This window comes from Phenylobacterium sp. (assembly GCF_030693625.1).
Taxonomy (GTDB): domain Bacteria; phylum Pseudomonadota; class Alphaproteobacteria; order Caulobacterales; family Caulobacteraceae; genus Phenylobacterium; species Phenylobacterium ferrooxidans.
The window spans coordinates 1-22,254 of the sequence record NZ_JAUYAF010000097.1; the positions used below are offsets into that span (position 1 = coordinate 1).

The window sequence follows — 22,254 nt, forward strand, 5'->3', positions numbered from 1 at the left end:
GCCTAGAGCCTGATCCGCTGAGGTGGAATCGCTTCGCGATTCCGCCGATGCGGTGGATCAGGCTCCAGATATAAGCGAGAGCATGATTCACGCCTGAGCCGGGACCGCTGCGCGGTTCCGTCTCAAGCGATCATGCTCTAGGGGACGTCGCAGGCCATCAGCCCCTGGCGTCCTTTCAGGAATCCCCGGCGCACCATCCCCGCGAGCACCGCGGCCTTGAGCCCGGCTTCGCGGGACCTCGCCCCGGAAGCCCAGCGAACGACACCCCGGAAGGGGAGCCCGACGACGCCGGCGACCAGGTCGGCGGCGAGGCCGCCCACGGTGACACCGGCGGTCTTTCCATTGGGCGTCAGGTCAGGGCCAAGGGCGTCATCAAGGGCGCGAAGTTCGGTCTGGAGCGCCGGACAGTCGCCCGCTTGGGTCAGGTCATAGGGCGAGACCACGGCGCGTAGCAGCACGTCCGGCGCGGTCTCGCGGATGACGCTGAGATCGCGCAAGGGCTGAACCGCGGCGCGGCCAACATCAGAGTCCGAGCCGGGCCGGGCCATGGGCTGGGTGGCGCAGCCGGCCAGGAGGCTCAGGCCGACAAGGGCGGCCACCCGCGAGGTTGTCCGATGTTTCGCCATCATGGGGCGGAAGCCTGCGCCGTGGTCCTCGCCGCGGTCAAGGTCTGGCGGAACGCCGCCAGCAGCTGTTCGCGCGCCGTATCGTCCTGCGCCGCCTGCAGCGCCTGATCCAGTTCGATCAACAGTCCCGCCCGGGCGTTGTGCCAGTCGGGCGCGGCCACGGCGCGGGCGGCGATCCGGTGCACGGTCTCGCCGGCCGCCTGAACCTTCGAGCCGCTCATGACATAGCCCTCATCCATCCCCGGCAGGGCGATGCGTTCGGCCTCGATCCCCGCCGCCACCAGGCGCGTCCGCAGACCCTCCCGAGCCGAGGGCTCGCCATGCAGGATGAACACCTGCCCGGCGACGGGCCCGCGCGCCTTGACCCAGTTGGTCAGGCCCGAGGCGTCGGCGTGGGCGGAATAGACGTCCAGGGCGCGGATGCGCGCCCGGACCTGGATCTGCTCGCCCTCGATCGAGACCCGGCTGGCGCCGTCCTGCAGGATACGCCCGAGCGTCCCCATGGCCTGGAAGCCCGACAGCAGGACGGTGGCGTCCTTGCGCCAGAGCAGGCGCTTCAGGTGCCGCCGCACCCGGCCGGCGTCACACATGCCGCTGGCGGCCATGATCAGATGCCAGCCTCTCAGCTTCTCAAGGCTGTCGCTCTCCTTGGGCTTGCGCAGGAACCGCAGGCGACCGCCGGAATGCAGGTCCTGGAACGGGTTGCTCTCCGTGGTCCGGTTCCAGCCGCGCCGCTGGAAGATCTCGGTCGCCTCGATGGCCAGGGGCGAGTCCAGGAAGATATCGGCCTTGGGGATCTGGCCCTCGTCCATGATGGTGAGGATGTCGGCGAGCAGTTCCTGGGAGCGTTCGACCGCGAAGGCCGGAATGAGCACCGGCCCGCCGGCGGCGTGGGCGTCGAGCAGCTCCTGGGTCAGCACGGCGCGCCGGGCCTGGCCGTCAAGATCCAGCCGCTCGCGGTCGCCATAGGTGGATTCCACGATCACGTGGTCGACCCCGCTGGGGCCATCGGGATCGGGGGAGTAGTCGCGCCCGCCGCTGCCGATGTCGCCGGAGAACAGCAGCCGAACCGGACCTTCCGCGGTCTCGAGCTGAACCTCGATGGAGGCGGCGCCCAGGATGTGGCCGGCCTCCCAGTAGGTGGCGGTCAGGCCCGGCAGGATGGCCGCCGCAACCCCCAGCTTCACCTTCTTGAACTGCTCCATGACCTTGGCGGCGTCGCGCTCGGTGTAGATCGGCTCGACGGTGGGACGGCCGCGCCGCTGGTTGCGGCGATTGAGATGACGGACCTCGGTCTCCTGGATACCGCCGGCGTCGGCCAGCATGATGCCGCACAGGTCGCGCGTGGCGGCCGTGGCGTAGATCGGACCCGTGAACCCGGCCTTCATCAGCTTGGGCAGCAGGCCCGAGTGGTCGATGTGCGCGTGGGTCAGCAGGACCGCGTCAATCTTGCCGACGTCGAAGGGGAAGTCATTGTAGTTCAGGGCCTTGAGAGTCTTCGAGCCCTGGAACATGCCGCAGTCGATCAGCACAGCGGCGCCATCCACCTCAAGGCGCGCGCAGAAGCCGGTGACGCAGCCAGCGGCGCCGTGGAAGGTCAGCTTGACGGTCAAGGGGAGTGCTCCTGGGGAGTGGGTCAATCGGCTGCCACGCGGTCGTCGCCGAAGGTCTGGGCGACGGCGTGGCGAACCTCGGTCAGCACGTCGGCCACCGCTTCCCCGGTGATGCCGGGGACGATACCGCCGATGTGTCTGTGATCCAGCATCCGCAGCCCGCAGACGGCGGCCAGATGCAGGTCGAACACCGTCATTAGGGCCGGAAGGGCGCCGCTCTCGCGGACCCACGACTCCGGCGCGCCCGAGAAGCTGAAGCTGATGAGCTTCTTTCCCTCAAGCAGGGGTTCGGTCCCGCCCGGGATCGGCGCGTAGCCGAAGCCCATGCTGAAGACGCGGTCGACATAGCCCTTCAGCATCGCCGGGGGCGCGTTGAACCACAGGGGGTAGACGAAGGCGAAGACCTCGGCGTCGGCCAGAAGCCGTCGTTCCTCCAGCACGTCGGTCCCGAAGGCGTAGCCGGCCGGGCCCGGAATCTCCGCGGCCTTGAGGCAGGGGTCAAAACCAAGCTGGTAGAGGTCACGGACCACGACCTGGTGGCCCAGGGCCGTCGCGGCCTCGGCATAGGCCGCCGCCGCCGCGCAGGTGAGGCTGTCGGGATTGGGGTGGGCGACGATGATCGCGTGTTTCATGATGAGCGGTCCGTCGCGGAGAGCGTTTCGTCGACCTGCACGAGCTCGTTGTGACCAAAGCCCTTGCGGTAGTCCAAGACCGAAATCACCTGCGGGCGCAGATGGAACATCGCCATCTCGCCGGCCGGGGTGGAGACGTACTGGGCCAGTTCCGGGAACCTCTCCAGGAACAGCAGGCCGATCCGCGCCAGGTCGTCGGGGTTGGTGGCCTCGGTCGCCTGGCCGCCGAGGGAGAGGCCGCGGATTTCGGCCCAGTCACGATAGGGCAGGTCGATCGTCGCCGACACCCGGGGGTCGCGCGCCAGGTTGCGCGCCTTCTGCGACTGCTGCCCGCACCCGAAATAGATGTCGAGCCCCTGGCTGGCGTAGCTCACCGTGGTGGCCTGGGGCGCGCCGTCGGGCCTGAGGGTCGCGAGCGTCAGGTCCTTGCCCTCTTCAAGGATTGCGACGATGTCCTGGTGGATATCCGGCGTCATCGATCTTGCTCCAGCGAAGATTGAGGCCAGGATGGCCCCAGACGGGGCAGGTGGCGTTGCGCCAGATCAAGTCGAAGGCCACCTCCGGTCTTAGTCTGCGCCACGCCTGGAGATCCGTATGTCGAGCAGCCAACCAGAGCCCAACGCGGCGCAACTGATCTCGCCCGCCTATCGCCTTGCGGCCTTGGATCAGGATTTCCTGCTGAGTTCCTCCATGCGGGGCGTTCGGTTCCTGCTGGAGTTCTCCAAGGTGGACGAGGCGCTGACCGCCTGGGGCGTCAGGTCCACCCTGGTGGTGTTCGGCAGCGCCAGGATCGCGGAAAACGGCCCGGGCCGGCAGGCTGAGTGGTATGCGGCGGCCCGCGCGTTCAGCGGCCTCGTCTCCCAGAGAGGCGGCGCAATCCACACCGCCGACCGCCTGCGCGACAACGTGATTGCCACCGGCGGGGGCCCGGGGATCATGGAGGCGGCCAACCGCGGGGCGGCCGACGTCGGCGCGCCGTCCATCGGGTTCAACATCAGCCTGCCGCACGAGCAGGGCCCGAACCCCTACTCGACCCCCGAGCTGACCTTCCGCTTCCACTACTTCGCCATGCGCAAGATGCACCTGGCCATGCGCGCCAACGCCCTGGTGGTGTTCCCGGGGGGCTTCGGGACCCTGGATGAGCTGTTCGAGATCCTGACCCTGCGCCAGACCGACAAGTCGCCGCGTATTCCCGTGGTGCTGTTCGACGAGACCTACTGGCGGTCGGTGATCAATTTCGACGCCCTGGTGGAGGCGGGCATGGTGGACGCCGCCGATCTCGAGATCTTCCGCTTCGCCGGGAGCGCCGAGGAGATCTGGGCGGAACTCCTGGCCTGCGGCCTGGCGGTGGCGGCCGAGCGGGTCGCTGGCCCCTAGGCGCGCGCCCGGCGGAAGATGGAGGAATGTTCATCTTCGTCCGGATGTTTTGCGGCGGACAGCCTGCCGCTCCCACGCCATTCTGCGCTCACAGGATTCCAAGGGGGCGCGGATGCGTAGTCAGTTCATGTGTGCGGCGGCCATGGCCGTCCTGCTGGTCGCGGGTCACGCCAGCGCCGCCGACAAGCCCGAGTTCGGCGAGGTTGGCCTCGACCTCGCCAGCATGGACAAGACCGTCGCGCCCGGTGACGACTTCTACGCCTATGTGAACGGTGGCTGGCTCAAGACCGCCACCATCCCGGCCGACCGATCCAACTACAGCGACGTGGCCCGCCTGCGCGAGCAGAGCCTGGCGCGGGTTCGCGGGATCGTGGAGGCCGGCGCGGCGTCGCCCAGTTCAGCCGACGCCCGGAAGTTCGGCGACATCTATGCCAGCTTCATGGACGAGGCGGCCATCGAGGCGGCGGGGATCACTCCCCTCAAGGCTGACCTGGCGATGATCGCGGCGGTGAAGACCCCTCAGGACGTGGCGCGGGTTATGGCGGCCCTGGAGCGCAAGCAGCGTCCGTTCGGCTACGGCTCGCCCCAGCCCAGCTTCCCGGTCTATCCGGCGGTGGGCATCGACGCCAAGGATCCGACAAAGGGCTCATCGGAGCTGGTGCAGGGCGGCCTCGGCCTGCCCGACCGCGAATACTACCTGACCGACGATCCGAAGTTCGCCGCGGCGCGGGCGGCCTACAAGACCTACCTGACCCAGATATTCACCCTGGCCGGCATGGGCGACGGCGCGGCGCGGGCCGACCGGATCATCGCCTTCGAGACCGCCCTGGCCAAGGTGCATTGGAGCCGGGTGGAGTCCCGCGACGCCGACAAGGTCTACAACCCCATGACCCCGGCCCAGCTGATCGCCGCGGCGCCGGGCTTCGACTGGAAGACCTATCTGGACGGGGCGGGTTTCGGCGCGCGGCCGGTGCTGATCCTCAACCAGACCAGCGCCATCACCGGCTTCGCCAAGCTGGCGGGCGCAACCGACATGGAGACCTGGCGCGACTACCTGGCCTCACGCCTGATCAAGGACGCCGCGCCGGTGCTGCCCAAGGCCTTCGTCGAGGCCGACTTCGCGTTCCACGGCAAGGCGCTGACCGGCACGCCGGAACTCAACGCCCGATGGAAGCGGGGCATCGCGGCGGTGAACCTCGCCATGGGCGATGCCGTGGGCAAGTCTTACGCCGCCCAGTACTTCCCCCCCGAGGCCAAGGCCAAGATCGAGGACCTGGTGGGGGAGGTGAAGGCTGCCTTCGCCCGTCGGATCGACCGCCTGGACTGGATGGCGCCGCAGACCAAGGTCCGGGCCAAGCTCAAGCTCGCCAACCTGCGGGTGGAGGTTGGCTATCCCGAGACCTGGCGTGACTATTCGGCCCTGACCATCGTGCGTGGCGAGGCCTTCGCCAACAGCCAGCGGGCCGCGGCGTTCGAATACGCCCGCAACCTCGCGGAGATGGAAAAGCCGGTGGACCGCGCCCAGTGGTGGCTGACCCTGACGCCGCAGACGGTGAACGCCTTCAACGCCGGGCCCCTGAACAAGCTGGCCTTCCCGGCGGGCTTCCTCGCCGCCCCGTGGTTTGATCCGGCCGCCGATCCGGCGGTGAACTACGGCGCCATCGGCTCGGTGATCGGTCACGAGATCAGCCACAGCTTCGACGACCAGGGCGCCAAGCTGGACGAGCAGGGGCGGCTGATCGCCTGGTGGACGCCGGCGGACCTGACGGCCTTCGAAGCTTCCACCGGCAAGCTGGCGGCGCAGTACGACGCCTATCAGGCCCTGCCGGACCTGAAGCTCAACGGCCGCCTGACCTTGGGGGAGAACGTGGGCGACCTGGGGGGCCTGGCGGCGGCGCTGGACGCCTATCACGCCAGTCTTGGCGGCAAGCCCGCGCCGGTGATCGGCGGACTGACCGGCGACCAGCGGTTCTTCATGTCCTACGCCCAGAGCTACCGGACGCTTATGCGCGAGCCCTTCCTGCGCCAGATCATCGCCACCGACCCCCATGCGCCGGGCCAGTTCCGCGCCTATGAGGTGCGCAACTTCGACGCCTGGTACACGGCCTTCGACGTGAAGCCCGGCCAGAAGCTGTACCTGGCGCCGGCTGAGCGGGTTCGCATCTGGTAGGGGGGCGCCCTTACCGGAGCTGGCTGTCCTTGCTGCCCCTGCGGTTGATGCCGGCGACGACGATCCGGCTGTCGCGACCGGACTGGCATTGGACGCAGGTGCGGGCGCCGGGGAGGGCCCGGCGGCGAGCCTCCGGAATCTCGTCACCGCACGCGACGCACTGCTCCGTGCCTTCGCCGACCGGCAGGCGCGCCCGGGCCGTAAGCACGCCGTCGGTGATGGTGTCCTCGATCTGATCGAGGACCGCGCCCTCGTGCGCCCAGCCGGTCGCCATGTCGCCAATGTCCTTGCTTGTCAGGGTGTTAGATGGAAATTCGCTCGGCGATTTCCAGGGTGGCCGGGGAGCGGCGGTCGATGCGCCCCATGTTCGCTGAACCCCTGGCGGTGGTCGCTGTTCCGCCGAGTGTCCGACAGACGCGTCGTTTCATTGCTCCTGACGGAAAAATTCGGCGAAGCGCGGCGCAATCCCTGTGGGGCTGCAACTGAGCCCGCACCGATGGTGTTGAGGCATCTTCGGAGACGCACCCGGCGCTCCGGTTGGGAGGACGCCATGCCGACATGCCCGACGACCTCGAACCGGTCTGACCTCGGATGATCCCGCAAGTCGCTGCAGCCGGCCCTGAGGCGTTAAGCACCCCCAATCGGGAGCAGTGGTTGACCAATGTCGCCGTGCTGATGAGGCCATGGTTCAGGTCCCGCGGCTATGAGATCCCGCTGCGGGTTCGGCTTGGGGTCGGCGCCCTGTCGGCCAATCAGAGCACCCTGGGGGTCTGCTATCCCTACACCGACCGGGACGGCTTCCGGCACATCACCATCTCGCCGTTCATCGACGAACCGGTGCTGGTGGCGGCGGTGGTGGTGCATGAACTGATCCACGCCATCCTGCCTCCGGAGGAACTGCACGGCCCACGCTTCCGCGAGGCGGCGCGCGCGCTCGGTTTCGAAGGCCGCCTCACCCAGGTCGTGCCGGGCCCAGACCTCACCGCCCAGCTTCAGGCGATCGTCAGGCAGGTCGGGCCCTATCCGCACCGGGCCATCCTCGCGGCGTGACCAGATCGCCGGAATAGCGTAGAAGCGCGCGCCGTTCCTTCCGCTCTGTCCCCTGAGAAGTCGCCGAAACCCTATGCAATCTCAGTCGCATAGACTGTCCGTCGCCCCCATGATGGACTGGACGGATAGTCTAAATAAAACAATTAGTTATAAGTCATCGGGTGCAAATATGGTGCACGGATGTTCTCGTTTCCTTTAGTATCCGTTCGCTCGCCACAGCCCGCGCGCGTTGTGTTTGGTCTCCAGTGACGATCGAAGATCCGCCCAAGTTTCTTACTTTGCGAGAACGCCGCAGTGCCCACGCTCGGGCGCGTATTCGAGGGTCATGCCCCGGCTCACGGTGAAGCGGTCGACAGCATTCGCAGGCGGCTGAGTCCGCCTTCCGGTGAACGGCGCGCTCCGGCGGGAGACCAACGATCTACGTCGGCGCCGAACGCCTCTGTAGCCTATCGACATGGAAGCGCTGGATGTTCTGCTGCGGCGTCACCTGGTCGAACTCGAAACTTTCGACAACCTCAAAGGCTTCCAAGAGAAAGGCCGCCTGATCCTCGCGACCGTAGCGGCGGACCGGTAACCCGCTGTAGCGTTCCGGGCCGAAGGGGTGTTGCGCATCGCGTGACCCGCGAGCACCTGGACCAGCCGCGAACGGCCGACCCAGGCTGACGCACCTACTCGTCGGTCGATTTCGGCGCAGGAGCAAGTCGGCGAAGACGCTCAACGATTTCGGAGTCCGTGGTTACATTTCGCCTTTGGGCTTCGGTGGCGAGCGTCTGAAAGAGCGTGTCGAAGGCGGTGATCAGGGTGCGCGCGTCCAGCCGCGCGAGATCGTCTCCCGCGGCGGCGTCGAAGTCCTGCAAGGCCATTATCAGGATCGTCATCAGCTTGTTGTCGGCGCAGCGCACGGCGAACTCCGGCGAGGCGATCCAAAGGCTGGCGAAGATCGCATAGGCGTCGGACTGGGTCGCCTCGGCGAAGGCCTGCACACGATCGGGGTTGAGGCGGCCGCCACCGGCTTCAAAGTGCTCGTACGACCGCCGCGGCAGGCGCAGAGCCTCCGCGAGATCGCCGGGGCGCCTCTGGCGGTGACGGCGGATGGCTCGTAGGGCCGAGGCCAACCCGTTCGATGATTTCGAAGCGCTCACGGAGGTTCGGGTCATGCAGACACACCGGCCAGAAACAACTTTGACGTGCCGAAAGACGTTGTGTGCAGGAAGGTGAGGCTTGAAGCAAGGGCGTGATCCGCATGAAGCCAAGGTTGCGGGAGATGGGTGAGCTTCAGTGCAGTTGAGCTAGATCGAAGGTCCGCAAACAATTTGCGGGAATAGCGTAATGATTTAGCGGAATAGTACGAAATACTTTGCGAAAAGCTGAAAACTATTGGAAGTGAAGCGGATCGAGATTGCGTCATGTCTGAAATTTACTCACAAAGCCGCGACAATAGGTTGTGGCCGCTGGAGTTGTCGTGCCGCAGAGACGCGATCCCTTTGGTTCAGCCCTGGCCGCTATTCGACGCCAGCTGATCACCGGTCAACACGGGCCCGGCGCGTCGCTGTCCATCACCGAGCTTGCTCGGGAATTGAAGCTGAGCCCGACGCCAGTTCGTGAAGCTCTAGCTCATTTGGCGGGGGAGGGCCTGGCCGAGGAACGTCGGGGTCAGGGGTTTTTCAGTCCGCACCTGGATAGCGAGCGACTTGTCGAAATGTTCGATCTGCATCGGCTCTATGTGAGCGCGGCGCTCTCGGCGCCTTGGCGCCTGCCCGATAATTCTGACGATCTCGGCGCCGCGGAGGGCGGACTTGAGCCTGAGGGCGGTGATGCGGCCCGCCGCCTGTTTGCGTGCTTGGTGGGGAGGGCACGCAACGACACGCTGAGCATCGCCTATCAAAGGATCGCTGAGCGTCTGGCGCCTATCGGGCGCGTGGAGGTCCGGGCCGGCCTGCAGGACGGGGCGCTTGTGTCCAAAATGACGGACCGCCTGAGAGTTGGAGACCAGGCAGGCTTGGCGGACCTGTTGGGCGCCTACTACGGGCCACGGCGGCAAGCTGCTTCGGAGCTGGTCAGGGCCCTCCGCTCACCCCGCCCCCAAGGATATATTCCGGATATAGTTTGAGTATGCGGCAGGCCGGGAACCTCCTTGGTAAGCCGCCTATGAGGCGGTCGCAAAACAGGAACGGAGACTTCCATGTCCAAGACCCTCAAGCTCATCAGCCTCGGCGCCGCCAAGGTTCTGACCCGTGGCCAGCAGTCGGGCACCAAGAACGAGCTCGACGAACGGCCCTACAACCCGGCCGGCTGAACGCGGCTGGCGCCGGCGCCAGCCGGCGCCAGTTCGGCCTGCCATGCGCAGTTCCCCTTCCTCCTGGCGGCTCGCCCCTGACCGTCACGTCGCCGTCTGCGGCGATGACCTCGTGCTTCTCGACGTGGCGGCCGGACGCTATGCCTGCATCCCTGGCGGAGGCGGATTGGTCCAGGACGTAGGCGAGCATTTCGCCCTTGAGATTTCCGATATCATCTTTGCCAAAGGCCTGGCTGAGGCTGGCTGGATAGCCCCTGGATTTGCGGCGCAGCCACGTCCGGTCCTCCCCCGCCCTGCCCAAAGCTTGTCCATCGAAGCCGGGCACCCGTCAGGTCAAGATGTCTGGCGGATGGGACAGGCGCTCATCGATGTCGCCGCGCACTATCATGGTCGCAGCTTTGCGCATCTGATCGCGACGGCGCGTCGGCGGCGCCCGGTACAATGCGCCGCCGATCTTCAGGCGCTCGCGCATCAGGTCGGCGCGTTCCGGGCCCTGCTCCCCTGGGCGCCGTTCCAGGGCGTCTGCCTCTACCGCAGCTTCCTCTTGTTGAATTTCCTCCGTCACGCGGGCCTGGACGCGGTCTGGGCCTTCGGCGTGCGGACGTGGCCGTTCGAGGCGCATTGCTGGCTGCAGGCCGGGGACCTGGTGCTCGACGACCATCTCGATCACGTGGCCGGCTACACGCCGATCCTGGTGGTCTGAGATGCGCGCCTTCCTCGCCGCTCATTGGCCCGTTGCGGCTGACAGGGTCGGGACCGCTCTGTGGCACCGTGTCGTCCAGGCCCTTGGTTGGGCGGTCACCGGCGGCGGCGGGCCGTGGCGGGTGGCGACGCCGCCGGGCGTGCCGGTGCGCGCCCTGGCTGATGGTGAAGGACTGGTGGTCGGCGACCTTTTCCGCAGCCACTCCAGCGCCGTTCTCCCCGCCGGCGCCCTGCAAGACTTGCCCGACATCGCCCCAACCGAACTCTCGCGCCTGCTGGTGCGCGGGTACTGGGGGCGATATGTGGCCCTGCTGCCGGGGCCACGAAATTCTCCCGCCATGTTTCGCGATCCGTCCGGCGCCTTGGATTGCATAACCTGGTCGATCGGACCGGTGCGGTTCGCCGCCTCGCATCTGCCGGAAGATCTGCCGGCGGAGGCGATGCCACAGCTCGCCCTGGATTGGGAACGTCTCGCGGAGCTGCTTGCCGATGCTGGCGACGTCGGCGGTCGTCTGGCCCTGACGGGACTGGAGAGCGTCGCTCCCGGCGTCCTTCACCACGAGGGGAGGATGGCCACACTCTGGCGGCCCGCGGATTGTGCAGCCAACCCGATCATCGACCCTGATGCCGCCGCCACGGGCCTGCGAAAGGCTGTCGATCTCTGTGTGGCCGCCTATGCCGGTCAGGGCCGGCCGCTGCTGACCGAAGTCTCGGGAGGGCTGGATTCCGCCATCGTCGCGGGGGCGCTGCACCAGACCCCGGGCGCGCAGCCGCGGACCTGGCTGAACTACTTTGGATCGGAGCCCTGGGGTGACGAGCGCGCCTATGCGCGTGCGATCGCCGAACGTCTGGACGTGAGACTAGCCGAGGCGCCCACCTCTGACGAAGCCTTCGATCCCCTCGATTTTGGGCCGGCCGCAACCGCGCACCGCCCGTCACTTTGCGGTCTGGACCCCGGCTACGACCGCGACGTGGTGGCCCGCTGCAAAGCCGACGGCGCGGAGATGATGCTGACAGGGCAGGGCGGGGACGTCCTCTTTTTCCAGCTCCCGACGCTCAAGGTCGCAGTCGACGCCCTGCGCACCCTGGGGCCGCGGGCGTATGTCTCGTCCCACGTTCTTACCGTCGCGCGCTGGCGCAAGGTATCGGTCTGGTCAGTGCTGGCCGCCATGTGGCGCGCCGGGCGTGGCCATGATCTGGAGGAGCCGGGCGCCCCGGCTTTCATCAAGCCCATCGATCCGTCCTGGCGGAGCGAGCATCCTTGGCATGAAGGCCTCGAGGGCCTGCCGCCGGCAAAGCGCCTGCAAGCCCGCGAACTGATCGGCTGCAGTATCTACTTTGGTGATTGCCGGCGCGCCCGCGCTGTCGATGTGGTCCATCCCTTGTTGTCGCAGCCATTGATCGAGCACTGCCTGGCCGTCTCGGCCGGGACCCTGACCTTGGGCGTGCGCGATCGCGCCCTGGCGCGTCAGGTCTTCGCCGATCGCCTGCCGGATGCCGTCGTATCCCGCTGGTCGAAAGGCGACCTGACCGCGCCCTATGGCCGGCGGCTGGCCGCCGGTCTGGCGGGCCTGCGTGAGCACCTGATGGAGGGGCGGCTGGCGGCCGAGGGCCTGGTGGACCGCGAGTTGCTGGACCAGATTCTCGTCCCCGAGCGGTTGGTCTGGGATGGTGGCTATGCGGCTCTTCGCTATGCGGCCTTCCTGGAGGCCTGGGTGCGCAACTGGGAAGATCGGATATCCCGGCTCAGGTTGGGGGCATCGTCATCCGCAGCCATTTGAAGACCCGTCCATAGAGGTCGCGCAGGTTGCTCGGGCTGGTGGGGGTGTGGTGTTCGCCCCAGTAGATCAGCAACTGGGCGTCCTTGTTCTGCCGCCAGAGCGCATAGAACATCTCCTCGGACTGACCGATCGGGTTTTCATCCTGGTCGCCGTGGATCAGCAGCACCGGCGTGCTGACCTTGTCCGCGGCGAACAGCGGGCTATTGCGCAGGTAGCGCTCCGGTTCGCGCCAAGGCGGCGCGGCCATGGCGCCCTGGCCGCTCTCGCTCCAGCGCATCGAGCCGAAACCGCCGACGCCGTCACTGGGCCGGAACCGCCGGGCCGGATCGACGCCGGCCCATTGGCTCACCATGTCGGACGTTCCGGCTGATGCGATGATCGCCTTGAAGCGATCCGTCTGAGTGGCGGCAACCAGGGCGGCAAATCCGCCAAAGCTGTGGCCCCAGAGCGCCACGCGTTTCGCGTCGATGTCGCCCCCGGCGATGGCGGTGTCCACGGTGTCAAGAATCTGACCGGTCAAGCCGCTGGTCGGCTCTTCGCCGGGCGCGCGCGGCAGGCTGGGGACCAGGACGGCGTAGCCTTGGGCGGCCAAGACCTGGATGTTGGGAAACGGCCCAAACCAGCCCGGGTCGCCTGAACTGGGTGGCGCCGCATAGACATCGCCGGGATAGGGGATCACCACCAACGGCAGGCGCACGCCTGGCCTATGGCCGGCCGGCAGATAGAGCCAACCAACGACTGGCTGGCCGGCCCCTCCCGCGTGCCGGACCGGCGAAACCGTTGCGAAGTCGAGGATTTGGAGCTGCGGATTGATGTCGAGCAGAGCGGTGCGCCTTCCGTCATCGCCAACAAACGCAAACCGGTCGTGTCCGCTGACGTCGCGGCGACGCGTCACCACCCCGTGCGGCGACACGACTTCGAGCGTCTCGGTGGGGTCGGTCACCGACACCGATCCTGGAGCAAGCAGGTCCAGCCCCGGCGATACCCGTACCTCGGACTGGGTGCGGTCGATGACCGCGACGGCGCTCGCGGGCGGTGGCGCGTTGACGTCGAAGCGTTGTCCTTGGCCGAAGGTCCCGGCGCGGAGCAGGCTGATACCCGCCCGCTGCGTGAAGCGTACTGAATGGCCGGCCGGCGCCACGCCCCAAACCCCATCCACGGCCTCGAACCACAGGCCAGCCGTGTCGCGCGCCGCGATCTGCCGCGGCGGGGTCGGGAAGCGGGCCGTCAGGTTGCGAGGTCCGGCCTTGGTCAGGCGGTACCAGTCGATCCGCCCGTCCGGCAGGATGGATTGCGCGCGCACCACCGGCTTGCCGCCGAGCCAATCGGCCGAGACGTAGGGAATGCCTTCGCCTGTCACTGAGATCACCGGCCGCAAGCCGGTGGGATTGAGGCCCCGGGTGAGGCCCCCTGGCTCGACCAGGATCAGGCGACCGTCCTCCCAGGCCTCACCAGGGCGCCGACCAAAGACCAGGAGCCGGTCGGCGCGCGGCGACCAGGTGAGGAGGTGGGTGAGCAGGTCGCAATGCTGGCAGGGTGTCGTGGCCAGGCCGGTCGTCAGGTCGACAAGCCGCAGATTGCGCCTTCGTAAGGGCGCGGTCCTCGCCGAGTAAGCGCCGTGTTCCGGGCGGGGGAGGGGCTCCAGGTCCTCCAGCAGGGCGGCATAGCGACCGCTGGGGGAGAGTTCGAGATCAAAGAACCCGCCGGAGACCAGCGCCGTGGCCGATCCGTCGCTGGCGTTGACGTTGAGCAACGTGTTGACTGCCGGGAGATCCGTCACCGTTTCGAAGCGGCCGCTGCCGATGGCGGTGACCGACGCCCCGCCGCTGGCGGTCTTCGCCCATCGGGCCGGCAGGTCGCGCATCGACTCCGATCCGAAGCGCAGGTGACGCGGCAGGTCGTCGTACGGCCGGGCGATGACCAGCAGTTCGCTATTGGAGCGCCACTGGACTGTACGTCCATAGAGAGCGAGTTCCGGCGTGATCGGCCACCAGCGCACGTCGCCGCTCTCCAGAGTCGCAACGCCCATGTCCCATGACCGGCCGTAGCGCCGGAACACCACCATCCGCCGACCGTCCGGAGAGAAGGGACCGGGGGCGTAGCCTATCTCCGCCTCTTGCGCGAATAGCGGCTTGGCAGGAGCAGGCGCGGTCAGATCGGCCATCAGCAGCCGGCTGGTGCGCAATTCGACATAGCCGAAGTCGTCGAAGCTCGGGGTGGAGCTGTAGGGTCCGCTGGTCTGGATCACCAGCCAGCGGCCGGTCGGATCGGCGGCATAGGCCTCGACAGAGGACAGGTCGAACAGATCGTCGACCGTGAAAGGGCGGGCGTGGACGGGGGTCGCAAGCATGGTCAAGCCAAGCAGAAGGGAGCGCAGCCAGGCGCGCATGGGAAAGGTCCTAGAAAGGGGGGGAAGCCGGTGCGGGCGCTCAGGCCCACACCGGCGTGGCCGTCACCAGCGCTTGGTCAGCTGGAGCGAGACGAAGCGTCCGAGCGGGTCGGCGTTGGCGGCGTCGAAGCCGATCCCGGCAGGGCTGTCGTAAAATGGGGGCGGGGTGTCGAAAAGATTCTGGACGCTCAGCGCCAGGGTCAGGCCCCCGAGCGGGCCTTCGCGGTCCGATGTCCATCCGAGCTGAAGGTCGGTGGTGGTCCAACTGTCGATGGTCTTGCCGGCCAGGTCCTTCTCCTGGCTCTGGTAGTTTACCGCCAGACTGGCGCTCACCGAACCCCGGCGCCAAGCCGCCTGCGCCCGCCCTCGGAACCGCGCGGGATTGCCGGCCACGCCAACCACATCGACCGGCGCAGCCTGCGGGGTCACTTGGCGCTCGAAGGTCAGTAGGTAGGAGGCGTTTGCCGAGAGGTCGAAGCGGTCGGCGCCCCGATCGAAGCTGTAGCCGATCTGACCGTCCACGCCTTGCACCTGGACGCTGGCGGTGTTGACCCAGCGGGCGTCGACGATCGCACCATAGGCGCTGGCCGGGAACAGGCCCTGGTAGGGATAGGTTGGGAAGGTGATCAGGGCGTTGACCCGCGCCAGATCAGCGGCGCTGCCCGGGTCGATGATATGCACGAAGCTCGCCAGGGTGGGATCGCGCAGGGCGACGGTGAGGTTTTCGCGCGCGGGCTGGCCGATGCGGTCGCTGAAGTCTGTTCGGAACCAGGTGCCGCTGACCTTCAGGCCTGGCAGGGCCGGGGGCGTCACGTCGAACCCGGCCGTCCAGGAGGTGGCGGTCTCCGGTTTGAGGTCCAGGTTTCCGCCGTACTGGATCAGGCTCAGCGTCCGCGCGCCGTTGCGGGTCAGGAACGAGGCGCTGACATCGGGCGCCTCATAGACTTCCGACAGGCTGGGCGCGCGGAACGACGTGCCATAGGTCGCGCGCAGGGCCAGTCCCTCGACAGGCTCCCAGGCCAGGCCGACCTTGGGATTGGTGGTCCGGCCCACATCGCTGAAGTCCTCCATCCGCGCCGCCAAGGACAGGTCGAGCCGGCGCACGCCAGGCAGCACGGCGTCTGGGGACACCAGGGGGACGCGTAACTCGGCATAGGCCGAGGAGACGGTGCGTTGGTAGCTCAGCCTCTGGCCGGTCCGCTCAAGGGCGGTCGAGAGCAGGGCGCGGTTCTGCTGGCGGAAGATCTCGCGCCGCCAATTGGCGCCCGCCGCCATCTTCACATCACCGGCCGGCAGGGCGAACAGCGTCCCGTCCGCCTGCAGGTTGATCGTCTCATTGCGGCTGACATTGCGCGCGCGGCTATAGCCGGAGCTGATGAAGTCCAGGATCGTGGCGCTGTTGGCGCCGGCATCGCCATAGGGGTTGAAGTATCCGTCGCGGGTCGCCCGGAAACCAGTGGACGCGTTGTCGGCCCCCCCAAGCGCCTCGGTGAGGTAAGCCGAGTTGATCAGGTTTGCGTTGAGACTCGCGCCGATCTCTTGCGCGAAGGCGGCGTAGCCTTCGACCCGCCAAGTGCGGCCAAGATCGGCTCGCAGAGCTGTCGTGAGGGCCAGGCTTTCCGAGGCTCCGCTCGCCTGGACCGGGCCGATCTCTTCGCCGAAGCTATAGGCGATCAGTTGCGAGGTCTGACCGTCGGGGGCCATGACGAAGTGGGGATTGGCCGAGCCGATCGAGAGCGCGGTGGTGGCCGGCGCACTGGCATAGGCGAAGACACGGCGACTGAAGCGGGCGTCCGCGGAAAGCTCGACCGTCGCTGAGAGGTCCTGGGCGAAGGCCGCATAGAGACTGTTGCGGCTCTGGCCGGGCAGGATGTCGGAGCCGTCCCGCGCCGAGCCGTAGTTGGCGGTTCCGGGCCGGAAACTCGCCGTCGTCAGGCTCGACCCGTTCTGCCCCGCCGGAATGGCGTAGGCGGGCTTGTAGGCGTTGGTCGGGGTGTCGAAGACCAGGATGTTGCCGGGGTTTGTGTAGAACCCCCGGTGGTCGGTTCCGCCGAAAGGGCGCAGGTCGTCGGAGGCGGCATAGTCGCGCTTTGCGGCCGGCAACGGATCACGGTCGTAATACTCATAGGAGAAGAGGGCGTGGCCGCCGTCCCAGGTCTTGCCGACGGTCTGCGCGAACTGGGTTTCCCGCGCGGCGCTCCCGGACGCGATCCCGACGCGGGCTCGGGTTTCCGCGCCATCGAAGTCGCGGCGCAAGATGATGTTCACCACCCCGCCCACGGCGTCGGATCCGTAGAGCGCCGAGGCGCCGTCGAGCAGAACGTCCACCCGCGCGATGGCGGCGGTGGGGATCGAGGACACGTCGGCGAAGTCGCCGCGCAGGCCGGTCCCGGCCAGGCGGCGGCCATCCACCAGCACCAGGGTCGCGTCGGCTCCCAGGCCGCGCAGGTTCACGCCATTGGCGGCCTGGCTGTTGACGCCGGTGCGATCTGAGCCGGCCAGCAGACTGGCCGGGGTGCCCAGTCCGCCGAAGTTCTGCGGCAGGGCGTTGAGCGCATCGGCCACGGTGGCGCGGCCGCTGCGGTCGATGTCGTCGCGCCCGAAGGTGACGATGGGGGAGGCGGCGTCGCGGGCGCCGCGGATGTGCGACCCGGTCACCACCAGGGTTTCCAGCACGGTCGGGGCGCCCTGCGCCGTAACGCGCTCGATGCCTAGCGGCGCCGCCGGAAAGCTGGCGCCCCGCTTGTCGGCGTCGGCGGCCTTCAGGACGATGACGTCAGGACGAATGGTCGTCGCGGTGATCGGACTGTCGGCCAGCAGCGTGCGCAGCACCTGGCGAGCGGGTAGGGCGCCATGCACGGCCGGCGCCCTACGACCCGCAACCAGCTCGGGTGTGTAGAGGATCTGTTGGTGGCTCTGGGCGGCATAGGCGCGCAGCGCCGCGTCCAGCGGGCCGGCCGGGATGTCGAAGCTCACCGCTGAGACCGGGGCGGCCGAGGCCACCAAGGGCGGCGCGGTCATGGCGAGACTGAGCACGGGCAGGGCGAGGCCTGCGATGAGATGGCGACGGAAGGTGGGCGGGCCCAAGGTGTATCCCCCAAGACCCGGGCGGCGGCCGGCCGTGGTGGCCGGTCTCGTGTCCGCGCGGGTCGGGAGATGAGACGTCCGCACGCGATCTCGACCCTGACTCACCACGCAAACTTTTTTCAAACGGGCGGCTAACTCGCCGCCGATCCCACCGGCCGCAAAACGATCTGGCCGTCCCGGCGGTCGGCCTCAAGGTCATAAAGGTCGGCGACAGCGGCCACGAAGGCTTCGGTGTCGCCGCTGTCAAAGGCGCCACTGACCTGGCGGTCGGCCAGCCCGGGCGCGTCCAGGCTCACCTTGGTGCGGCCGTAGCGGTTGACCTCGGCGACGGCGCTGGCGAGCGGGGTCTGGTGGAAGGTCAGCCGGCCGCTGGTCCAGCTGGTGGCGGCGGCGACATCGATGCGCCGGACCTGGTCAGGGGCGCTGGGCTTGGCCTCCGTCACCCGTAGCTGTTCGCCCGGCGCCATGGTCCACTGGTGGTCGCCTTCGGTCTGCCGCACCCGGACCTTGCCCTCGACCAGGGTCACCTGAACCCCGCCGGCGTCTCGACGAACATCGAACCGCGTGCCCAGCGCCCGCACCTCGGTGTCGTCGGCCGCAACGGTAAAGGGCCGCGCCGCATCATGCGCTACGTCGAAGAAGGCCTGGCCGCGGCCGAGATGTATCTGTCGGGCGTCGTTGCTGAAGCGAACGCGCACCTGGGTGTCGGTATCGAGACGCAACTGGCTACCGTCCTCCAGACGCACGATGCGCTGCTCGCCCAGGCCGGAGCTATAGGTCTGACCGCCGAGACCCGCGAGCACCGCGGCGGAGAGGCTGAGCAGGCCCAGGCCGAGCAGAGCCAGGACCGCGAACTTCAGCGGTGAGCGGACCACCAGTTGCAGCCAGTCCCCGAGGCTCCTACCCGTGCGCGCCGGGGTGAGCGCCTCTTCGATCGCGCTGGCAATGTCGGTGTCGGTGGTCAAGGGTTCGGCCGCTTTCCAGATCGCCTCCAGGTGGGCATAGGCCGCTGCGTTGCCAGGCGTGCCCCGCCAGACGCGAAAGTCGCGCAAGGCGTCGGTGGAGACGGTCTTGGAATTCAGGCGCGCGAACCACTCGGCCGCTTCAAGGCGCGCGCGCTCATCATCTGCCGAGGCTTGTGCGCTCATGGCGTTCCCGGTCGGCTAGTCGCGCAGCAGCGCGGCGCAGTGGGCCAGGGCCTTGGTCATTCGCCACTCGACCGTCTTGACCGACACGTTGCAGCGTTCTGCAATCTCTTCATAGCTCAGACCCGCGAACCGGCTCAAGACAAACACGTTCCGGTAGAGCTTCGGCATCGACAGGATGACCTGTTTCAGGAGGAGGGCGGTCTCCTGGTCGGGCGCAGCCCAAGGCTCATTCTCAGCATAGGCCTCATCGAGCGACAGGTGGGCGCCCCCTTGGCGCTTCTGACGTCTTATCTCGTCGCGCGCCAGGTTGGTCGCGACGGTCATAAGCAGGGCCTTGGGGTGACGGATTGGGATGGGGGCGGTCGCGAGCCGGACGAAGGTCTCCTGCGTCACATCCTCAGAATTGGCGAGGCCCTTAGCGGCGAGGGCGCGCGAAATCCGCTTGGCGTGGGTGGCGTAGAGCCCGCCCAGCCGTTCCTGAAATTCCCTCACCCATGACATGGCTTGGCGTCCAGGGCGTTCGGCTCAGCCGTTGCGGCGGACGGCAAGCTCTACCGTTCGAACCGCATAGGGCGGAGGGGATTGAAAGCTGCTGCGTGTTGAGCGGCAAAGATTGGTGAATGCGGACATTCCAGTGGCCGAACCGAGATGGGACTTAAGTGAAGGTGATTATAACACCTTATAAGGTAGAATAAACACCTTGTAGTGGCATTGATCGTCGCCCATCCCGTCTGGTGACCGCTATGGTCACTGCTGCACAAATCAGAGCGGCGCGAGCTCTGTTGGGATGGTCGCAACAGGAGTTGGCGGACAAAGCGATTGTGTCCGTAAACGCGATCAATCGGCTGGAACGCGAGCAGGTCGACTCGAAAATGAGTACCTTTTCTGCGGTGGAACGCGCCCTTCAACGAGCCGGCGTTGAATTCATTTCCGCGGCTGAAAAGGGTGAGGGAGTGCGCTTCGTTCGGGCAGACCGGAAGCGCTAGACACCGGCAAGCGGCAACCAGTGCAGGCCAAGGCTGCCCCGAGACCTGCCCGGCATTCGTCCGTGGAGCGAAGAGACGCCCAACTGTTGGTCGCGACGTCCGCAAAGGCTCACAGCACCTCTCACGAGGCGACCTATTGTGGTGTGGCTCCAGTTGGATATCAGGCTCCTCAGAGCCCGCGGCAGGTAGGGTCGCGACCACTTCGGCTCCACGACCGGCAAGCGGTGCCGCTGGCCTGGGCGGGGCTTTCTGCGCAGGGCCTCGGGGACTGGCCGCATGGGCGCCGCGATCGCGCAATGGGCTCTTGGGTCTTCTTCTGACGGGCTGCTTCGCTGCCTGAACCTAGCTCCTACGGCCGGTGTTCTTCAGTTGGGAAGGCCGCCATGGTGGAGGGCGTTGGGGCCGACATCATCAACGACTCAGCTCGGTCATCGTCCCTACTGCTGGTGGGGAGAGGGTGAGTTCGAGACTCAGTCCTTGCCCGCGAGCCCTTCGATGATCGGGCAGTCAGGGCGCTTGTCGCCGTGGCAGTTGCGCACCAGATGCCGCAGCGTGTCGCGAAGTTCGGTCAGTTCAGCGAGCTTGCGGTCGATCTCTGTCAGCTTGGCCTTGGCGATCGCCTTCACATCCGCGCTCTCGCGATCCTTGTCGCTGTAGAGCGACAGGAGCTGCCGGCATTCTTCGACCGAAAAGCCGAGGCTGCGTGAGCGCTGGAGGAAGCGCAGGCGATGCACGTCAGACATCGAGTAGTCCCGATAGCCATTGTCCGCGCGATCGGCCAGCAGCAGGCCGATGTCCTCGTAGTAGCGGATTGTCTTGGCTGACAGGCCCGATTTTTCCGATGCGTTTCCAATGTTCATGAGGCGATTTCCGATCCGACGTCCGTCAGCAGAAAGGTTCTAGTTCATGGAAGGTCAAGGGCGAGCCGGGGAGGTCAGCCGCCGGCCGCCACAACGGGACCGGCGGCGACGCGCAGCGGCGCCTTGAAGCGCTTCAACCGCATGGCGTTGCCCAGCACGAAGACGCTCGAGAGGGCCATGGCCCCGGCCGCCAGCATCGGTGATAGCAGCGTGCCGGTGATGGGGTAGAGGACGCCCGCAGCCACCGGAATCAGGCTGGCGTTGTAGGCGAAGGCCCAGAACAGGTTTTGACGGATGTTGGCGATGGTCGCTTTCGACAAGGCGATCGCGTTGCTCACGCCCAGCAAGTCACCGGACATCAGCACCACGTCAGCGCTCTCAATGGCCACGTCCGTGCCGGTGCCGATGGCGATGCCGACATCGGCCTCGGCCAGGGCCGGAGCATCGTTGATGCCATCGCCGACAAAAGTCACGGCCCGGCCGCCGGCGCGCAGGCGCTTGATGGCCTCAACCTTGCCGTCCGGCAGCACCTCGGCGACCACCTCGTCGATGCCGAGTTGGGCGCCGATGGCCTCGGCCGTGCGGCGGTTGTCGCCGGTGATCATCGCCACCTTGAGGCCCATATGATGCAAGGCGCGGATGGCCTGCGGCGTCGTCGGCTTGATCGGGTCAGAGACGGCGATCACGGCGGCCAGCTTACCGTCGATGGCGGCATAGAGCGGGGTCTTGGCCATCTCGCCCATGCGGACAGCGGTCTCGGCGAACGGCTGTACGTCTATACCCAGCCGGACCATGTGGCGGTCTGCGCCGACAGCGATGCGATGGCCGCCGACCATGGCGTTGACGCCATAGCCGGGCACGGCTTCAAAGGCGCTGACCTCGTCGAGGGCGAGCCCTTCGGCCTGGGCGGCGGCGACGATGGCGGCTGCCACAGGGTGTTCGGACTGCGCCTCGACAGCAGCGACCAGCGATAGGACCTGGGTGCGCTCAAAGCCTTCAACGACCTCCAGATCGGTCATCACCGGCTTGCCGGCCGTGAGCGTGCCAGTCTTGTCCAGCGCAACCACCTGGACGGACTTCAGCGACTGCAACGCGCCGCCGTTGCGGAACAGAACACCCAGTTCTGCCGCCCGGCCGGTGCCGACCATGATCGAGGTCGGCGTGGCGAGCCCCATGGCGCACGGGCAAGCGATGATCAGCACCGCCACCGCGTTGACCAGCGCGAAGGCGACGCCCGGCTGCGGCCCGAAGACCAGCCAGACCGCGAAGGTAAGGACGGCCGCCACCATGACCGCCGGCACGAACCAGGCGGTGACCTTGTCGACCAGGGCCTGGATCGGCAGCTTGGAGCCCTGCGCCGTCTCGACCATGCGGATGATCTGGGCGAGCAGCGTGTCCGCCCCGACCTTGGTGGCGCGATAGGTGAAGCTGCCGGTCTTATTGATCGTGCCGCCGATCACCTCAGCCCCCGCCTCCTTCATGACCGGGATCGGTTCGCCGGAGATCATGGCTTCGTCGACGAACGACGAGCCGGACA

The 22,254-nt window shown here is 67.4% G+C and carries 19 protein-coding genes; 7 read left to right on the forward strand and 12 right to left on the reverse strand.

Annotation, left to right across the window (positions count from 1 at the left end; all coding sequences use genetic code 11):
- Positions 1–137: 137 nt before the first annotated feature.
- From Q8N10_RS20890 to Q8N10_RS20905, 4 genes are read right to left on the reverse strand one after another with little or no spacing between them, the layout of a single operon-like run.
- Positions 138–599, reverse strand: a complete 462-nt coding sequence (locus Q8N10_RS20890; RefSeq protein ID WP_304777566.1) for a hypothetical protein — start codon at positions 597–599, stop codon at positions 138–140.
- Positions 600–625: 26 nt separating this feature from the next.
- Positions 626–2,239 (reverse strand): MBL fold metallo-hydrolase, encoded by a 1,614-nt coding sequence (locus Q8N10_RS20895; RefSeq protein WP_304777568.1) that lies wholly within the window; start codon positions 2,237–2,239, stop codon positions 626–628.
- A 23-nt stretch (positions 2,240–2,262) separates the two neighbouring features.
- Positions 2,263–2,871 carry an NAD(P)H-dependent oxidoreductase gene (locus Q8N10_RS20900; protein ID WP_304777570.1) on the reverse strand — a complete coding sequence of 203 codons (609 nt, stop codon included), beginning with the start codon at positions 2,869–2,871 and terminating at the stop codon, positions 2,263–2,265.
- Complete coding sequence (locus tag Q8N10_RS20905) at positions 2,868–3,347, reverse strand: pyridoxamine 5'-phosphate oxidase family protein (protein WP_304777572.1); 480 nt, start codon at positions 3,345–3,347, stop codon at positions 2,868–2,870. Before Q8N10_RS20905 ends, Q8N10_RS20900 begins: the two co-directional genes overlap by 4 nt.
- 118 nt (positions 3,348–3,465) lie before the next feature.
- Between Q8N10_RS20905 and Q8N10_RS20910 the strand changes: the two genes are divergently transcribed.
- Both Q8N10_RS20910 and Q8N10_RS20915 read left to right on the forward strand, forming a co-directional pair.
- On the forward strand, positions 3,466–4,248 hold the full coding sequence (locus Q8N10_RS20910) for an LOG family protein (RefSeq protein WP_304777574.1): 783 nt from the start codon (positions 3,466–3,468) through the stop codon (positions 4,246–4,248).
- 112 nt (positions 4,249–4,360) lie between these two features.
- A complete protein-coding gene (locus tag Q8N10_RS20915; RefSeq protein WP_304777576.1) occupies positions 4,361–6,418 on the forward strand; it encodes a M13 family metallopeptidase in 2,058 nt (685 codons plus the stop codon).
- A 10-nt stretch (positions 6,419–6,428) separates the two neighbouring features.
- Here Q8N10_RS20915 and Q8N10_RS20920 read toward each other — a convergent pair whose 3' ends face one another.
- The gene (locus tag Q8N10_RS20920) at positions 6,429–6,692 is read right to left on the reverse strand and encodes a DksA/TraR family C4-type zinc finger protein (protein WP_304777578.1); all 264 of its coding nucleotides are present in this window, start codon (positions 6,690–6,692) and stop codon (positions 6,429–6,431) included.
- A 380-nt stretch (positions 6,693–7,072) separates the two neighbouring features.
- Here Q8N10_RS20920 and Q8N10_RS20925 point away from each other — a divergent pair, with 380 nt between their 5' ends.
- Entirely contained in the window at positions 7,073–7,468 is a 396-nt protein-coding gene (locus Q8N10_RS20925) for a hypothetical protein (protein WP_304777580.1), read from the forward strand.
- Positions 7,469–8,136: 668 nt separating this feature from the next.
- Here the strand turns inward: Q8N10_RS20925 and Q8N10_RS20930 are convergent.
- Complete coding sequence (locus Q8N10_RS20930; RefSeq protein WP_305663993.1) at positions 8,137–8,610, reverse strand: XRE family transcriptional regulator; 474 nt, start codon at positions 8,608–8,610, stop codon at positions 8,137–8,139.
- Positions 8,611–8,930: 320 nt separating this feature from the next.
- Here Q8N10_RS20930 and Q8N10_RS20935 point away from each other — a divergent pair, with 320 nt between their 5' ends.
- The 3 genes from Q8N10_RS20935 (at position 8,931) to Q8N10_RS20945 (ending at position 12,247) form a co-directional block, all read left to right on the forward strand.
- Positions 8,931–9,578: a GntR family transcriptional regulator gene (locus tag Q8N10_RS20935; protein WP_304777583.1), complete on the forward strand. Its 648-nt coding sequence runs from the start codon at positions 8,931–8,933 to the stop codon at positions 9,576–9,578.
- Positions 9,579–9,876: 298 nt separating this feature from the next.
- On the forward strand, positions 9,877–10,467 hold the full coding sequence (locus tag Q8N10_RS20940; RefSeq protein ID WP_304777585.1) for a lasso peptide biosynthesis B2 protein: 591 nt from the start codon (positions 9,877–9,879) through the stop codon (positions 10,465–10,467).
- A 1-nt stretch (position 10,468) separates the two neighbouring features.
- Positions 10,469–12,247 carry an asparagine synthase C-terminal domain-containing protein gene (locus Q8N10_RS20945; protein ID WP_304777587.1) on the forward strand — a complete coding sequence of 593 codons (1,779 nt, stop codon included), beginning with the start codon at positions 10,469–10,471 and terminating at the stop codon, positions 12,245–12,247.
- Here the strand turns inward: Q8N10_RS20945 and Q8N10_RS20950 are convergent.
- The 4 genes from Q8N10_RS20950 to Q8N10_RS20965 form a co-directional block, all read right to left on the reverse strand.
- A complete protein-coding gene (locus Q8N10_RS20950) occupies positions 12,213–14,636 on the reverse strand; it encodes a prolyl oligopeptidase family serine peptidase (protein WP_304777589.1) in 2,424 nt (807 codons plus the stop codon). The genes Q8N10_RS20945 and Q8N10_RS20950 overlap by 35 nt on opposite strands.
- A gap of 63 nt (positions 14,637–14,699) precedes the next feature.
- Positions 14,700–17,723, reverse strand: coding sequence for a TonB-dependent receptor (locus Q8N10_RS20955; protein ID WP_304777591.1), 3,024 nt, complete (start codon positions 17,721–17,723; stop codon positions 14,700–14,702).
- A gap of 131 nt (positions 17,724–17,854) precedes the next feature.
- Entirely contained in the window at positions 17,855–18,871 is a 1,017-nt protein-coding gene (locus tag Q8N10_RS20960; protein ID WP_304777593.1) for a FecR domain-containing protein, read from the reverse strand.
- Positions 18,872–18,886: 15 nt separating this feature from the next.
- Complete coding sequence (locus Q8N10_RS20965) at positions 18,887–19,372, reverse strand: RNA polymerase sigma factor (protein WP_304777596.1); 486 nt, start codon at positions 19,370–19,372, stop codon at positions 18,887–18,889.
- A gap of 242 nt (positions 19,373–19,614) precedes the next feature.
- Here Q8N10_RS20965 and Q8N10_RS20970 point away from each other — a divergent pair, with 242 nt between their 5' ends.
- A complete protein-coding gene (locus Q8N10_RS20970) occupies positions 19,615–19,857 on the forward strand; it encodes a helix-turn-helix transcriptional regulator (protein WP_304777598.1) in 243 nt (80 codons plus the stop codon).
- A gap of 470 nt (positions 19,858–20,327) precedes the next feature.
- Here Q8N10_RS20970 and cueR read toward each other — a convergent pair whose 3' ends face one another.
- Together cueR and Q8N10_RS20980 are read right to left on the reverse strand one after the other, a co-directional pair.
- Complete coding sequence (gene cueR / locus Q8N10_RS20975; protein WP_304777600.1) at positions 20,328–20,717, reverse strand: Cu(I)-responsive transcriptional regulator; 390 nt, start codon at positions 20,715–20,717, stop codon at positions 20,328–20,330.
- A gap of 74 nt (positions 20,718–20,791) precedes the next feature.
- A partial coding sequence (locus Q8N10_RS20980; protein ID WP_305663994.1) for a copper-translocating P-type ATPase occupies positions 20,792–22,254 on the reverse strand: 1,463 nt, incomplete at its 5' end.

Bases quoted from the DNA above. Each gene is read 5' to 3' on its own strand.
- Q8N10_RS20900 (WP_304777570.1), bottom strand. From the start codon at position 2,871: ATGAAACACGCGATCATCGTCGCCCACCCCAATCCCGACAGCCTCACC.
- Q8N10_RS20905 (WP_304777572.1), bottom strand. From the start codon at position 3,347: ATGACGCCGGATATCCACCAGGACATCGTCGCAATCCTTGAAGAGGGC.
- Q8N10_RS20910 (WP_304777574.1), top strand. From the start codon at position 3,466: ATGTCGAGCAGCCAACCAGAGCCCAACGCGGCGCAACTGATCTCGCCC.
- Q8N10_RS20915 (WP_304777576.1), top strand. From the start codon at position 4,361: ATGCGTAGTCAGTTCATGTGTGCGGCGGCCATGGCCGTCCTGCTGGTC.
- Q8N10_RS20920 (WP_304777578.1), bottom strand. From the start codon at position 6,692: ATGGCGACCGGCTGGGCGCACGAGGGCGCGGTCCTCGATCAGATCGAG.
- Q8N10_RS20945 (WP_304777587.1), top strand. From the start codon at position 10,469: ATGCGCGCCTTCCTCGCCGCTCATTGGCCCGTTGCGGCTGACAGGGTC.
- Q8N10_RS20950 (WP_304777589.1), bottom strand. From the start codon at position 14,636: ATGCGCGCCTGGCTGCGCTCCCTTCTGCTTGGCTTGACCATGCTTGCG.
- Q8N10_RS20960 (WP_304777593.1), bottom strand. From the start codon at position 18,871: ATGAGCGCACAAGCCTCGGCAGATGATGAGCGCGCGCGCCTTGAAGCG.
- Q8N10_RS20965 (WP_304777596.1), bottom strand. From the start codon at position 19,372: ATGTCATGGGTGAGGGAATTTCAGGAACGGCTGGGCGGGCTCTACGCC.
- Q8N10_RS20970 (WP_304777598.1), top strand. From the start codon at position 19,615: ATGGTCACTGCTGCACAAATCAGAGCGGCGCGAGCTCTGTTGGGATGG.
- cueR (WP_304777600.1), bottom strand. From the start codon at position 20,717: ATGAACATTGGAAACGCATCGGAAAAATCGGGCCTGTCAGCCAAGACA.